We start from the raw sequence: 14,641 nt of genomic DNA, 5'->3' as shown, positions 1-14,641 counted from the left end.
CGCCGGCGCCCCGGCCCCGTCCGCCAAGGGCCTGGTCCAGGTCGACCGCTTGTCGGTGGACGCGGCGACCAAGGCAGCGCAGGCCGCGCTCGCCGCCGCGAGGAAGGACGGGCAGAAGGTGTCCGTCGCCGTCGTCGACCGCGACGGCAACACCGTGGTGACCCTGCGCGGCGACGGCGCGGGCCCGCAGTCCTACCAGTCCGCCGAGCGCAAGGCGTTCACGGCCGTCTCCTGGAACGCCCCGACATCGGAGCTGGTCAAGCGGCTCCAGCAGGTGCCGAACCTCAAGGACATCCCCGGCACCCTCTTCCTGCCCGGCGGCGCCCCCGTCCAGGCCAAGGGCGCCCCGGTCGCGGGCATCGGCGTGGCGGGCGCGCCCAGCGGCGACCTCGACGAGAAGTACGCGAAGGCGGGCGTCGCCGGCCTCGCCGAGTAGGACCGGGAGGCCCGGTACACGCCGTGGGGCCCGTCCCGGATCACCGGAACGGGCCCCACGGGCGTCACATCGCTCAGGCCGAGGCGACCAGCGCGTCGCGGACCTCGCGGAACGCCGCGACCGTGCGCAGCACGTCCTCGCGGGAGTGCGCGGCGGACAGCTGGACGCGGATGCGCGCCTTGCCGTTCGGGACGACGGGGTAGGAGAAGGCGATCACGTAGATGCCCTTCTCCAGCAGCGCCGCGGCCATCCGGCCGGCCAGCGCGGCGTCACCGACCATCACCGGGGCGATCGGGTGCTCGCCCGGCAGGATGTCGAAGCCCGCGGCGGTCATCTCCGCGCGGAAGAGCTTGGTGTTCTCCCGCAGCCGCGCCCGGCGGTCACCGGACTCGGTCAGCAGGTCGAGCACCCGCAGCGAGGCGCCGACGATGGACGGCGCGAGGGAGTTCGAGAAGAGGTACGGGCGCGAGCGCTGGCGCAGCAGCTCCACGATCTCGGCGCGCGCGGCGACATAGCCGCCGCTGGCCCCGCCGAGGGCCTTGCCGAGGGTGCCGGTGATGATGTCGACCCGCTCGGTCACCCCGAACAGCTCGGGGGTGCCGCGGCCCTCCTCGCCGACGAAGCCGACGGCGTGGGAGTCGTCGACCATGACGAGGGCGCCGTAGCGCTCGGCCAGGTCGCAGATCTCGTCCAGGGGGGCGATGTAGCCGTCCATGGAGAAGACGCCGTCGGTGACGATCAGCTTGTGACGGGCGCCGGAGGCCTCCTTGAGGCAGCGCTCCAGGTCGGCCATGTCGCGGTTGCGGTAGCGGAAGCGGGCCGCCTTCGACAGGCGGATGCCGTCGATGATGCTCGCGTGGTTGAGCTCGTCGGAGATCACCGCGTCCTCGGCCGTCAGCAGCGTCTCGAAGACACCGCCGTTGGCGTCGAAGCAGGAGCTGTAGAGGATCGTGTCCTCCATGCCGAGGAACCGGGAGATCTTCTCCTCGAGCTCCTTGTGCGGCGCCTGGGTGCCGCAGATGAACCGGACGGAGGCCATGCCGAAGCCCCAGTCGTCCAGGGCCTGCTTGGCGGCGGCGATGACCTCGGGGTGGTCGGCGAGGTCGAGGTAGTTGTTGGCGCAGAAGTTCAGGACCTTGCCGTCGCCCACGCTGATGGCCGCGGACTGCGGGCTGGTGATCACGCGCTCGGACTTGTACAGCCCGGCGTCACGGATGCCCTGCAGCTCCTTGCGCAGGTGCTCGCGCATGCTGTCGAACACGGGGACTCCTCGTGGTGTGGTCGTACGCCAGGGGGATGACCGGCGTCGGGGGCGGGCGGCGTCAGGAGAGGACGGGGCGCGTCCAGTCGAGGACGATCTTCCCGCACTGGCCGGAGCGGGCCGTGGCGAACGCCTCGGCGTACTGCTCGAAGCCGAAGCGGTGCGTTATCACCGGCGAGATGTCGAGGCCGCTGCGCAGCAGCACGGACATCGCGTACCAGGTCTCGAACATCTCGCGGCCGTAGATGCCGCGCAGCGTCAGCATGCGGGTGACGACGGTGGCCATGTCGATGCTGACGTCGCCGGTCGGCAGGCCCAGGGCGGCGATCCGGCCGCCGGGGGACATGGTGGCGATCATGTCCTGGAGGGCGTCGGCGCGGCCGGACATCTCCATGCCGACGTCGAAGCCCTCGGTCATGCCCAGCTCGGGCATGACGTCGGCGATGCGGCGGGCGCTGACGTCGAGGGCGACGGTGGCGCCCATCTTCTCCGCCAGGGCGAGCCGGTAGGGGCTCACATCGGTGATCACGGTGGAGCGGGCCCCGGCGTGGTTGGCGACGGCCGCGGCCATCATGCCGATCGGGCCGGCGCCGGTGATGAGGACGTCCTCGTTGAGCACCGGGAAGGACAGCGCGGTGTGCACGGCGTTGCCGAACGGGTCGAAGATCGCGGCGACGTCGATGTCGATCTCGTGCCGGTGGACCCAGACGTTCGACTCGGGCAGGACCACGTACTCGGCGAACGCGCCGTCGGTGTGGACGCCCAGGCCGATGGTGCGGATGCACAGGTGGCGGCGGCCGGCCATGCAGTTGCGGCAGGTGCCGCAGACGAGGTGGCCCTCGCCGCTGACGATGTCGCCGACGCTCACGGTGGTCACGCCGGCCCCGGTCTCCACGACCTCGCCCGCGAACTCGTGGCCGACGACGAGGGGCGCGCGGACCACGCGGGCCGCCCAGTCGTCCCAGCTGTCGATGTGCAGGTCCGTGCCGCAGATGCCGGTGCGCAGCACCTTGATCAGTACCTGCCCGGGACCGGCCTCGGGGGTCGGTACCTCGGTCAGTTCGAGACCCGGCCCCGCCGTGGTCTTCACCAATGCCCTCATGAGGGATCACTGTGGCGGCTGTGGACTGTGAAGTCCATCAACGTTATGCGATGACACCTGTGAAGCTGAGCTTCACAGGTGCGATAGTGGACAAATGATCGACCCCCGCCGGCTCAGGGTGCTGAGCGCCCTCGCCGACCACGGCACCGTGACCGCGGCCGCCCACGCCCTGTACCTCTCGCCCTCGGCGGTCTCCCAGCAGCTGGCCGCCCTGGAGGCGGAGACCGGGCACGCCCTGCTGGAGCGGCGCGGCCGCACGGTGCGGCTCACGGCGGCCGGCAGCGTCCTGGCCGGGCACGCGGTGGAGATAGCCGCCCAGCTGGAGCGGGCCGAGGCCGACCTGGCCCGGTGCTCCACGGGACTGGTGGGCGAGGTGACCGTCGCGGCCTTCGCCACGTCCATCACCGAGGTCGTCGCCCCCGCCGTGGCCGCCCTCGGCCGGCGGGCGCCCCAGGTCCGGGTGCGGGTCAAGGACGCCGAGGGGCACACCAGCGCCCGGCTGCTGCTGGACGGCGAGGCCGACATCGCCGTGGCCGTCGAGCACCGCGACGCCCTGGCCTCCGATGCCGGGCGGCTGCTGCACGCCCCGCTCTACGAGGAGCCCTTCGACGCCGTCCTGCCGCCCGGCCACCGGCTGGCCGGCAAACAGGAGGTCGACCTCACGGATCTGCGGGACGACCCGTGGATCACCCCCTGGCCGGGCAACCCCGTCCACGAGGCCGTCGTACGTGCCTGCGAGGAGGCCCGGTTCCGGCCCCGCGTGGAGTGCCTCTCGGACGACTTCTCGGCGGTCTGCGCGCTGGTGGCCGTCGGGGCGGGCGTCGCGCTCGTCCCGCGCTCGGCCCTCCACGGCATCCGCCCGGCGCTCACCCCCGCCGTCCGCCCGCTGCGCGGTCCGGGCCCCACGCGCCGGGTGTTCACCGCGGTGCGCCGGGGCAGCGAGGGGCACCCCCTGCTGAGGCTGGCGCTGGCGGAGCTCCGCGACCGGGCGGCCGCCCTCACGGCCTGAACCGGGCGGGGCCCGGGGCGTGCACCGGGCGGGGGCCCGGGGCGGCCGGGGCCCGTTTTCCGGCAGGGCCGGAATCGGCGGCGACGGCGTTCGCGGGCCGCGCGGGCCCGGGGCACGATGGTGTGCGATTCAGCCGTCCGTATCCCCCGGGAGCACGCATGATCTTCATCGCCGTCAAGTTCACCATCCGCCCCGAGCGCAGCGCCGAGTGGCTGGACCTGGTCAAGGACTTCACCGAGGCCACCCGCGCGGAGGAGGGCAACGTCTTTTACGAGTGGTCCAAGAGCGTCGACAACCCCCACCAGTTCGTCCTGCTGGAGGCGTTCAAGGACGGCGCGGCCGGTGAGACGCACGTCGCCTCCGAGCACTTCAAGACCGCCATGGCCTGGATGCCCGACGTCGTCGCGAGCACGCCGGAGATCATCCACGTAGAGACGCCGGGCACCGGCTGGTCGGCGATGGCCGAGGTGTCGCCGCGTCGGTGACGCCGTGCGGCCGGGCGCGCCGGGGGAGGGGCTGTTCGGGTCACGAACCGGCGCGTCGGAATATCTGAAGAGATGGTCAAAGCCATAGTCGGGATCGTGTGACGAAAACGTCGACAAAGCGATTAGACCAGGCGGAGACACAGTGAACGCAGGCACGGCCAGGCCCCCCGACGATCCCCGGACCCGCCTCCGCACCCGGTGCGCGACGTGGCTGCGGCGCACGGCGGCGGTCGCCGCCACCGCGGCCGCAGCCCTCGGCGGCCTGACCCTGCCCGCCCAGGCGGCCCCGCCGCCCGGCGGCCTCGGCCCCTGTCTGCCGGGCCGCTGCCCCATGACCTACCCCCCGCTCGGCAACGGGCCGTTCGTGGGCCGCGACGACAACGTCAACATCTTCACCGGCGGCGACTTCCGCGTCCGCGGCGGCGCCGTCGGGGCCGAGGGCCGGGTGGTGAGCCTCGGCGACTTCGATGTGAACAAGTCCTCCGGCGACGGCCTCTACTCCGTGGGCGTCATCGGCTTCGGCTCCCGCGTCCCCCCGTCCGACGGCGCCGACTTCCTGACCGCCGACGGCGACGTCACCGTCGCCCCCGGCCAGCGGCTGGACGCCGAACGCGGCGTCGTCCGCCACGCCGGCGACGTCAACGGCCTGGTCATCGGCGGCGACGCCGCAGCCCAGGACGCCGCCCGGCCGTACGCCGCCCTGCGCGACCGGCTCACCGCCGCCAGCCGCTGCTACGCCCGCAGCGCGGACGGGCGCGCCCGCCCCGCCACCGGCACCGCGCGCAACACCGGGACGGAGACCGTGTTCACCGGCGACGGCACCTCCCGGCTCCAGGTGTTCCACGTCGGCTTCGACCTGGTCGGCCGCGACGGGGGCCGGCAGGCCGTCCGCTTCACCGGCATCCCCGCCGGCGCCACCGTCCTCGTCAACCTCGAAGGCGGCTCCCGCGTCGTCAACACCTCCAGCGGCAGCGCCACCGACGACAATCCCTTCAACAGGCTGCGCGAGCACCTGCTGTGGAACGTCCCCGACGCCCGGCGCGTCGACTTCCTGGGCACCGGCCAGTTCCAGGGCAGCGTCCTGGTCGGCGACCCCACCAGCGAGGCCACGGTCACCCTGCCGGGCATGAACGGCCGCTTCTTCACCTCCGGTTCGCTCACCCACACCTCGGCCACGGGCGGCAGGGGCGGCCAGGAGTTCCACGCCTACCCCTTCACCGGAGACCTCCCCGACTGCGTGCCCCCGCCCCGGACCACCGGAGAGGTGACGGTGGTGGAGCGGGACGCCCAGGACGGCCGGCCGTTGCAGGGCGCCCGCTTCCAGCTCTGGCGGGAGAGCAACGGCGCCCCGGGCCTCCAGACCTCCGGCGACCGGCCCGACACCCGCTCCGGCGACGAGTGCGTCAGCGACACCCACGGCGTGTGCCGCACCACCGTGGAACCCGGCGCCTACTACTGGCAGGAGCTCCAGCCCCCGCCCGGCTACCGGCTGCCCGACCGCACGGAGTTCGGGCCGCTCGTGCTCACCGCCGCCAACGCCGCCCAGGGCGTCTCCCTCACCGTCGGCAGCACCCCGGCGCCCGAGTCCTACGGCACGATCCACCTGGTGACCAAGGACGCCAGGAGCGGCCGGCCGCTGCCGGGGGCCCGCTTCGAGCTGTGGCGCGAGACCAACGGCCGCCCCGGGCTCCAGGTCGCGGGCGCCGCCCCCGACCGCCGCGCCGACCCCGGCTGTGTCACCGACCGGGCGGGCCGCTGCGCCTTCCGGCGCCTGCCGCCGGGCGCGTACCACCTGCGCGAGACCGGCGTGCCCGACGGCTATCTCCCGCCCCCGGACCGGGTGTTCGGGCCGTACGCGGTGACCGTCGCCAACGCGCGGTCCGGCATCACCGTGACGCTGAAGAACACCCCGCGCGGGCCGGGCCGGCGCGCATGACGTGACGCGCGGGTCAGTCGATCCGCACCTCCTCCACGCCCAGGTACATCACCTCGGGCCGGGCCGGGTTGAAGGCGATCGCCGAGACGCCGTCGTAGGCGTTGTGCGTGGTCGTCACCCGGCCCGTCGAGGCGTCGTAGCGGAACAGGTCGGTGCCGTAGTTCTGGAAGTACGTGCCGTACGCGAAGTGGAGGACGCCCGGATCGACCGGGCTCGGCGCCAGCAGCGTGCCGTTGGTGAGCTTGACCGCGGCGGAGTCGTCGACGACCTTGGCGTAGGTCAGGCCGCCGTCGGCCGACCGGTACAGATGCCGGCCCTCCGAGGACGAGCCCGGCGCGGCCTCCACCAGGTCGATGCCCAGGGCGTAGACGACTTCGGGGTCGGCGGGGGAGACGACGGCGTCGAAGAGGTTCGCCCGCCCGGGGTCCGGCGACAGCCCGCGCGCCGCCCGCCAGGTGACGCCCCCGTCGGTGGTCACGGCGCCCCCGGCGGCCATGCCGCCCGCGACGGCGTGATCGGGGTCGGCCGGGTCGAAGGCCACGCCGTAGACGCTCGCCGTGCCACCGAACGCCGGGGTGCCGACGCGGCGCCAGGTGGCCCCGCCGTCCACGGAGTCGTACAGCCGCCCGTCGTCCCCGGCCAGGCGCACATGGCCGGGCCGCGCCCGGTCGGTGCCCAGCCCGCTGATGCGTGCGGTCGGCGCCTTCAGGGGCGTGACGGCGGTGCCGTCCACGCGGGCGAGGTAACGGCCGTTCTTCTGCCAGGCGAAGGCCCGGCCGCCGGGCGCCGCGGTGAGCCGCACGGACGCGCTGCCGAGTGTGGCGACGCGCTGCCAGACGCAGCCGGCGTCGGTGGAGCGCAGCAGGGCGTCGTTGTGGGTGGCGAGCAGAGTGCCGGGGGTGTCCAGAGCGACCAGGCCATGGGTGTAACCGGTGGCCTTGAGGGTGCCCGTGGTGGGCGTGACGGTCCTGCCGTCGTCGGTGGTGAAGGTGACGGAGCCGTCACCGGTGACGCGGGAGCAGGACGGTGCCGTCCAGGACGCCGGTCCGTTCGCCGCGGTGGTGGGCGGCTGCGCGGAGGCGGGCGGCTGGACGAGCGTGAGGGCGGCGGCAGCCGCGGTGGCGGCGATACCGATCCGCTGCATGGGATCTCCTCTGTGGGCGGGGTGGAGCCAACCGGGCGATCATGCCCCTGGGGCGGGGACGGCAACCATGGGCCAATGGCACCAAGCAGGTCATCCGATCGGGTAGTATTCCTTTTGCGCCGCTAGCTCAGTTGGTCAGAGCGGCTGACTCTTAATCAGCAGGTCCGGGGTTCGAGTCCCTGGTGGCGCACTGAACGAAGGCGGAGGCCCTCACCGGATGGTGGGGGCCTCCGTCGTGTGCGCGCTCCCCCGAACGGCTGACCTCGTTCCGGCCACGGATAGGGAGGTGTGCGCCGGGCAGCCTCTCCCCAGACCCTGACCGGATCTCACCGGACGGGAGGAGCCGCCGCCATGGCACCAGGACCCACCCGGGCCGGCTGGACCGATGCCGTACGGCTGACCGCCCTCGGCCTGCTCCCCGCCCTTGCCCAGGGGGTGGTGCTCCGCCGTCCCCTGACGGTCCGGCTGGCTGCCGCGCTGGACACCAACGCCTGGGGCTGCCGGGTCCTGGACGACCTGCGCGAACGGCACGGTCCGGGGCCGGTGCTCGTCACCGTCGCCGGCCGGAGCGGGCTCGTCCTCCTCTCGGCCGACGACGCCCGCCGCGTCCTGGCCGAGACCGATGTGTCGTTCACGGCCGCCAACCGGGAGAAGACGGCCGCCCTGTCCCACTTCGAGCCGGACGGCGTGCTGATCACCCCGGGTGCCGCCAGGGCGGAGCGGCGCGCGTTCAACGAGGCCGCGCTCGGGCACCACGCGGACCGGCCGTGGTTCCACGAGTCCTCCCGGACGGCCGTCCGGGAGGAGGTGCGACCCCTGGCAGCCGGGGACGAGCTCACCTGGCAGCGGTTCCACGCCGCCTACCAGCGCGTCGTGCGCCGGATCGTCTTCGGCGACGCCGCCCGCGACGACGAGCGCCTCACCGAACTGCGGGACGAACTGCGCGGCGACGGCAACTGGTTCATGCTCCACCGCAAACGCCACCGGCTGCGCGAGGAACTGTTCGCCCGCTCCCGGCGCTATCTCGACCTGCCCGAGCCCGGCGGCCTGGCCCGCGCGGTACGCGCCACCCCCGCCACGGCCGACGTCAAGCCCGTGGCCCAGACGCAGCACTGGTTCTTCGCGTTCGACGCCGCCCCCATCGGCGCCTACCTCGCGCTCGGCCTCCTCGCCCGCCACCCCGAGCAGGCGGCCAGGGCCCGCGCCGACGACACGTACCTCCGGGCCTGTGTGCTGGAGTCCCAGCGGCTGTGGCCCACGACCCTGGCCATCCTGCGCGACACCACGACCGAGACGCGCTGGCCGGGCGGCTGGACGCTGCCCGCGGGCACGGCGGTGATCATCCCCGGCTCGTACTTCCACCGCGACGCCCGGCGCCTGCCCTACGCCGACCGGTTCGAGCCCGAGGTGTGGCTCGACGGCCGGGCCGAGGCGGAGTGGTCGATCGCGCCGTTCAGCCGGGGACCGGCCGGCTGCCCCGGCAGGGACATCGTCCTGGGCACCAGCGCCGCGTTCCTCGCCGAACTGCTCGGCCGTGACTGGCGCGTGACGTCCTCGCACCGCCTCGGCCCCGGCCGGCCCCTGCCCCGCACCGCCGACCACACCTCGCTGCGTCTTGAGGCCTTCACTCCTTCGAGTGATGGATTTAGTTGATGAATCATCCTTAACTAGGAGATATCGCACACTCGCTGATGCCACGAGCGTCCCCGGGAGGGGTGCGACACGATGGATCGTTCTCATCCCGGACACGACACGACGGCCCTCGCCCCGGCCCCCGCCGCCCCTGTCCTGTGGTACCCGGGCGACCGCCCGGCCGCCTTCGCGCCGGCGGAGATCCAGGGCGCGGCGGCCGGCATCAGGCAGCCCCTCCACCTCGTGGCCGCCCCCGACGGCGGGGGCATCGGGATCGCCGTCGGCGGCGCCACGGCCCCGGCCGCCCCCGGCCGGCGAGGGCTGCCCCTGCTGGGCACCCTGCCGCCGCTCTACCCGGAATGGCTCGGGGACCGCTCCTTCGGCGAGACGCACGGCACACGGTTCCCCTACATCGCCGGGGAGATGGCGGGCGGCATCGCGACCGTGGCCATGGTCTCCGCCATGGCCCGGGCGGGCATGCTCGGCTTCTTCGGCTCCGCCGGGCTGGACCCCGAACGCGTCGAACGGGCGACGGTCGAACTGGCCACCGGGCTCGCCGGGAAGCCGAACTGGGGCATCAACCTCATCCACTCACCCGGCGAACCGGCCCTCGAGGACCGGATCGCCGAGATCGCGCTGCGCCACCGCGTCCCCGCCGTCTCCGCCTCCGCGTTCATGTCCCTCACCCCCGCGGTGATCAGGATCGCCGCCGGCGGACTGCGGCGCGGACCCCAGGGGCGCGTCCTGCGCGCCACCCGGCTGTTCGCCAAGGTGTCCCGGCCCGAGGTCGCCGGCCCCTTCATGGCGCCCGCCCCCGCGGCGCTGCTGCGCGCCCTCGTGGGGCGCGGACAGCTGACCGAGGCCGAGGCCGGACTGGCCGCCCGGGTGCCCGTCGCGGAGGACGTCACCGTCGAGGCGGACAGCGGCGGGCACACCGACAACCGGCCGCTCACGGTCCTGCTGCCCGCCATGCTGGCCCTGCGGGACGAACTCACCGCCGCGCACGGCTACGACCGCGGCATCAGGATCGGGGCGGCGGGCGGACTGGGCACGCCCGCCGCCGTGGCCGGCGCCTTCGCCCTCGGCGCGGCGTACGTGCTCACGGGCTCCGTCAACCAGGCCACCCGGGAAGCGGGGCTGTCGGACGACGCGAAGGACATGCTGGCCCGGGCCGACATGGCCGACGTGACCATGGCACCGGCGGCCGACATGTTCGAAATCGGGGTGAAGCTCCAGGTGCTGCGCCGGGGCACGCTCTTCGCCGCCCGCGCCACCCGGCTCTACGAGCTCTACCGCGACCACGAGAGCTGGGAGGACATCCCGCCCCGCCAGCGGGACCGCGTCGAACAGGACATCCTGAAGGCGTCGTTCGACACGGTCTGGGCCGAGACCCTGCGCTTCTGGACGCACCGGGACCCGGCCCAGGTCCAGCGGGCCGAGCGGGACCCCCGCCACCGGATGGCGCTGACCTTCCGCTGGTACCTGGGCATGTCCAGCCGCTGGGCGGTCGCGGGACACGGCGAGCGCCGGGCGGACTACCAGATCTGGTGCGGCCCCGCCATGGGCGCCTTCAACCGCTGGGCGGCGGACAGCTTCCTCGCGAAGCCGTCCCACCGCGACGTGGTCCAGATCGCCCTGAACCTCCTGGAGGGCGCCGCCGTCATCACCCGCGCCCACCAACTCCGCAGCCACGGCGTCGCCGTGCCCGCCACCGCCTTCTCCTTCCGGCCCCGGCGGCTCGCCTAGCACCGTCCCGTGCCCCAGGCCCGCCCGCTCGACCACCGACCGCCCACGACCCGCCGGACCACCCCGCGACACGAGGACACACCATGCCGGACGATCCGCTCCCGCGCCGGGTACCCGTCGCCGTCGTCGGCCTCGCCGCCCTGCTGCCCGACGCCCGCGACGTCGAGCAGGGCTGGCGGCTGATCCTCGGCCGCCGGAACGCGATGCGGGACGTCCCGCCCACCCGGTGGCTGATCGACGACTACTACGACCCCGTTCCCGGCACCCCGAGGAGGATCTACACACGGCGCGGCGCCTTCCTGCCCACCGTCGACTTCGACCCCACGGCCTACGGCATCCCGCCGAAGAGCCTCGCGTCGACGGACACCGCGCAACTGCTCGCCCTGCTGGTCGCCGACCAGGTCCTGCGGGACGCCGAGGACGGCGGCGGCGCCACCCGGCCGGACGGCGACCGCGTCGCCGTGGTGCTCGGCACGGCCGCGCTGGGACTGCTCACGGAGGCCAACGCCCCCATGCAACAGCCGGTCTGGCTGAAGGCCCTTCGGGAACACGGCCTGCCCGGGGCGGAGGCCGAGGCGATCTGCGACCGCGTCCTCGCGCACTACCCCGAACCGACCGAGGACACCTTCCCCGGGCTGCTCAGCAATGTCGTCGCCGGGCGCATCGCCGCCCGCTTCGACCTCCACGGCACCAACCACACCACCGACGCGGCCTGCGCCGGCTCGTTCGCCGCCCTGTCCACCGCCCTGGACGAACTCTCCCTGGGCCGCGCCGACCTGGTCATCAGCGGAGGCGTCGACGTCACCAACGACATCGGCATGTTCTACTGCTTCACCACCACCCCGGCGCTCTCCCCGACACAGGAGTGCCGGCCCTTCTCGGAGCACGCCGACGGCACCATGCTCGGCGAGGCCGTGGTGATGTTCGCCCTCAAACGGCTCGCCGACGCCGAACGCGACGGGGACGGCGTCTACGCCGTCATCCACGGCCTGGGCAGCTCCTCCGACGGGCGCGGCTCGGCCATCTACACGCCCAGGCCACAGGGCCAGGCCCTCGCCCTGCGCCGGGCCTACGCGGAGGCCGGCTACACGCCCGGCACGGTGGAACTCGTCGAGGCCCACGGCACCGGCACCACGGCGGGCGACCAGGCCGAATTCACCGCCCTGCGCGAGGTGTTCGCCTCGTCCGGCCGCACCGGCCCGCAATGGTGCGCCCTGGGGTCGGTCAAGTCCCAGATCGGCCACACCAAGAGCGCGGCGGGCGCGGCCGGCCTCCTCAAGGCCGTCCTCGCCCTCCACCACAAGGTGCTGCCGCCGACCATCAACGCCGAACGCCCCCACCCCGGCCTGCGGATGGAGACCAGCCCGTTCTACCTCAACACCCGCACCCGCCCCTGGATCCGGACGGGCGACACCCCCCGGCGCGCGTCCGTCTCCAGCTTCGGCTTCGGCGGCAGCAACTTCCACGTCACGCTGTCGGAACACCGGCCCCCGGACGGTACGCCCGGCGCCTCCCGGCCGCGCCTGCGCACCGCGCCGACGGAACTCCTGCCGCTGTGCGGCGACTCCGCCGGAGAACTGCGCGAGCGCGTCGCCGCGCTCCGGCGCGCCGCCGAAGAGGCCACGACGCGCCCGGCGCCCGGCCTCGCCGGCCTGGCCCGCCGCTGCCAGGAGGACTTCCGGCCCGGCGCGGCCCGGCGGCTCGCCGTGCTGGCCGACGACGCCGCCACCCTCGTCGAGCGGCTCGACGAAGCGGGCGCGGCCCTGGACGCGGGGGAGACCCCCTCCCGGCCGTTCGCCCTGCACTGGGGAGCGGGACCGCGCGAACCGGGCCGCACGGCCTGGCTCTTCCCCGGCCAGGGGGCCCAGTACGTGGGCATGGGCGGCGACCTGGCGGCCCACCACCCCGGGGCGCTCGCCGCCTGGGACGCGTTCGGCGGCACGGGCCCGGAGGACATGCCCCTGCACCGCGTGGTCTTCCCCCCGCCCCGGCCGGACGACGCCGAGCCCGCCCGGCGGGAACCGCTCACGGCCACCGAATGGGCGCAGCCCGCCCTCGCCGCGCACAGCCTCGCCCTCCTCGCCCTGCTGGCCGGGTTCGGCCTCCGGCCGGACTGCGTCGCGGGCCACAGCCTCGGTGAACTCGTCGCCCTCCACGCGGCGGGCGCGTACGACGCCGCGACCCTCATGCGCCTGTCCCGCGCCCGGGGCGAGGCGATGCGCGACGCCGCCGCTGCGGCTCCCGGAGCGATGGTGGCGGTCCTCGCGGACCTCCCCGAGACGCGGGAGGCGCTGACCGGGGCCGGGGTGCCGGACGTGTGGATCGCCAACCACAACGGCCCCGGGCAGACGGTGCTCTCCGGCACCCCCGAGGCGATCACGGCGGTGACCGAGCGGCTGCGTTCCGGCGGCACCGGCACCGTGCCGCTCGCCGCCCCCGCCGCCTTCCACAGCCCGCTGATCGCGGCCGCCCGCGCCCCCTTCGCCGAGGCCCTGGCGGCCGCCGCGATCTCGGCACCGGGGCCGCAGGTCTTCTCCAACACCGACGCCGCTCCCTATCCGGCCGCGCCCGACGCGATCCGCGCCCGCCTCGTGGACCACCTGACCGAACCCGTACGGTTCGCGGACCAGATCGAGGCCATGTACCGGGCCGGGGTGCGGACGTTCGTCGAGGCGGGACCGGGCACGACCCTCACGGCGCTCGTGAGCCGGATCCTCGGCGACCGGCCCCACCTGGCCGTCCCCCTCGACCGGCGCGGGACACACGGCGTGACCGCCTTCCAGGACGCCCTGGCCCGGCTCGCCGTCCACGGGGTGCCCCTGGACTTCGTGCCCTACTGGCGGCACTACGCCGTGCCGCGCCACACCGGCGGGGAGCGAGCGCCCAGGATGACCGTGCCGATCGACGGCGGCAACCACGGACGGCGCTATCCACCGCAGGAGGCGGGCGGCGTGGGCCGGGCCGGCGTCCCCGCTCCGGTGGCGCCGCCGTCGGTGGCCGGGCCGGGTTCGCCGGGACAGCCCGCCGTCACCACCATGGCCCCGGCCCCGGCACTGCCCGGCGTTCCGGCGCAGGCCGTACCGCCCCGGGCCGTCCCGCCACAGGCCCCGGAACCGGCCCCGGAACCGGTCCTGGAACGGGTCCTGGAACCGGCGCCGGAGCCGCTCCCGGCGGCACTCCCCGCGGCACTCCCCGCACCCGCCGGGGAGGACGACGCCCTCACCGCCCTGATCGAGGACGCCCAGCGCCGGACCGCCGACGCCCATGCCGTCTTCCTGCGGTCCATGAGCGAGGCGCACACGGCTTTCCTGCGGATGTCCGAGACGTCCCTCGCGGCGCTGGCCGGATCGCCCATGCCGCCGCCCCCGGAGCCGTACGCCGAGCCCGTGGCGACCGCCGGGACCACCGCCCGGGACGACGCGGCCGCTCCCGGGCCCGCCGCACCGGCGGCCGACGTCGACGCGGGGCCCGGTGCGGCGGAGGTGCCGGGGGAGCGCGACCCGGGGGAGCGCGACCCGGCGGGGTTCGACCCCGCGCGGCTGGAGGAGACGCTGCTGGCCGTGGTGGCCGAACGGACGGGATACCCGCCCGACATGCTGGATCTGGACATGGAGCTGGAGTCCGAGCTGGGCATCGACTCCATCAAACGTGTGGAGATCCTCTCCGCGCTGCGGCAGCGGATGGGGGAGTTGCCCGAGATCCAGGGCGACCCGGTGGAGCTGGTGTCCCTGCGGACGCTCCGGCAGGTCGTCGAGAAGTTGCGGCAGGTGACGGGCGAAACGGCGACGCCCGTTGGCGCACCGGCGCCGGAGCTCCCGCCCGCCCCCGCCGCCGCCCTGGGGCGTTACGCGGTGCCCCAGGGCGGCGGCGGGGGCGGGCGGGAGCTCCGG

At 74.6% G+C, this 14,641-nt stretch carries 10 protein-coding genes and 1 tRNA gene; 8 read left to right on the top strand and 3 right to left on the bottom strand.

What is annotated here, in order from left to right; translation table 11 throughout:
* On the top strand, positions 1-436 hold a 436-nt coding region (locus K6I33_RS19415; RefSeq protein WP_229354118.1), incomplete at its 5' end, for a heme-binding protein.
* A gap of 73 nt (positions 437-509) precedes the next feature.
* Here K6I33_RS19415 and K6I33_RS19410 read toward each other — a convergent pair.
* Together K6I33_RS19410 and tdh are read right to left on the bottom strand one after the other, a co-directional pair.
* Positions 510-1,697 carry a glycine C-acetyltransferase gene (locus tag K6I33_RS19410; protein WP_229354117.1) on the bottom strand — a complete coding sequence of 396 codons (1,188 nt, stop codon included), beginning with the start codon at positions 1,695-1,697 and terminating at the stop codon, positions 510-512.
* A gap of 61 nt (positions 1,698-1,758) precedes the next feature.
* Positions 1,759-2,799 (bottom strand): L-threonine 3-dehydrogenase, encoded by a 1,041-nt coding sequence (tdh, locus tag K6I33_RS19405; RefSeq protein ID WP_229354116.1) that lies wholly within the window; start codon positions 2,797-2,799, stop codon positions 1,759-1,761.
* Between the two features lie 94 nt (positions 2,800-2,893).
* Between tdh and K6I33_RS19400 the strand changes: the two genes are divergently transcribed.
* The 3 genes from K6I33_RS19400 to K6I33_RS19390 all read left to right on the top strand — a co-directional run bounded on the left by K6I33_RS19400 (position 2,894) and on the right by K6I33_RS19390 (position 6,229).
* Positions 2,894-3,808 (top strand): LysR family transcriptional regulator, encoded by a 915-nt coding sequence (locus K6I33_RS19400; RefSeq protein ID WP_229354115.1) that lies wholly within the window; start codon positions 2,894-2,896, stop codon positions 3,806-3,808.
* Positions 3,809-3,966: 158 nt separating this feature from the next.
* Entirely contained in the window at positions 3,967-4,293 is a 327-nt protein-coding gene (locus tag K6I33_RS19395) for a putative quinol monooxygenase (RefSeq protein ID WP_229354113.1), read from the top strand.
* 142 nt (positions 4,294-4,435) lie between these two features.
* On the top strand, positions 4,436-6,229 hold the full coding sequence (locus K6I33_RS19390) for a choice-of-anchor A family protein (protein ID WP_229354110.1): 1,794 nt from the start codon (positions 4,436-4,438) through the stop codon (positions 6,227-6,229).
* Positions 6,230-6,242: 13 nt separating this feature from the next.
* On the opposite strand, the gene K6I33_RS19385 is transcribed toward K6I33_RS19390, so the two are convergent.
* Positions 6,243-7,373 (bottom strand): dispase autolysis-inducing protein, encoded by a 1,131-nt coding sequence (locus tag K6I33_RS19385; protein ID WP_229354108.1) that lies wholly within the window; start codon positions 7,371-7,373, stop codon positions 6,243-6,245.
* Between the two features lie 116 nt (positions 7,374-7,489).
* On the opposite strand from K6I33_RS19385, the gene K6I33_RS19380 reads away from it, so the two are divergent.
* From K6I33_RS19380 to K6I33_RS19365, 4 genes are all read left to right on the top strand, one after another.
* Positions 7,490-7,563: transfer RNA gene (locus K6I33_RS19380), tRNA-Lys, on the top strand.
* Positions 7,564-7,724: 161 nt separating this feature from the next.
* Complete coding sequence (locus K6I33_RS19375) at positions 7,725-9,026, top strand: cytochrome P450 (RefSeq protein ID WP_229354106.1); 1,302 nt, start codon at positions 7,725-7,727, stop codon at positions 9,024-9,026.
* A 72-nt stretch (positions 9,027-9,098) separates the two neighbouring features.
* The gene (locus K6I33_RS19370) at positions 9,099-10,751 is read left to right on the top strand and encodes a PfaD family polyunsaturated fatty acid/polyketide biosynthesis protein (RefSeq protein WP_229354103.1); all 1,653 of its coding nucleotides are present in this window, start codon (positions 9,099-9,101) and stop codon (positions 10,749-10,751) included.
* An 83-nt stretch (positions 10,752-10,834) separates the two neighbouring features.
* Positions 10,835-14,641 (top strand): type I polyketide synthase (locus tag K6I33_RS19365; RefSeq protein ID WP_229354102.1); only part of this gene is annotated, 3,807 nt, incomplete at its 3' end.

Source organism: Streptomyces sp. UNOB3_S3 (genome assembly GCF_020740895.1).
Taxonomy (GTDB): Bacteria; Actinomycetota; Actinomycetes; order Streptomycetales; family Streptomycetaceae; genus Streptomyces.
The sequence above is the reverse complement of the archived record's forward strand: the minus strand, read 5'-3'. Positions and strand labels throughout refer to the sequence as shown.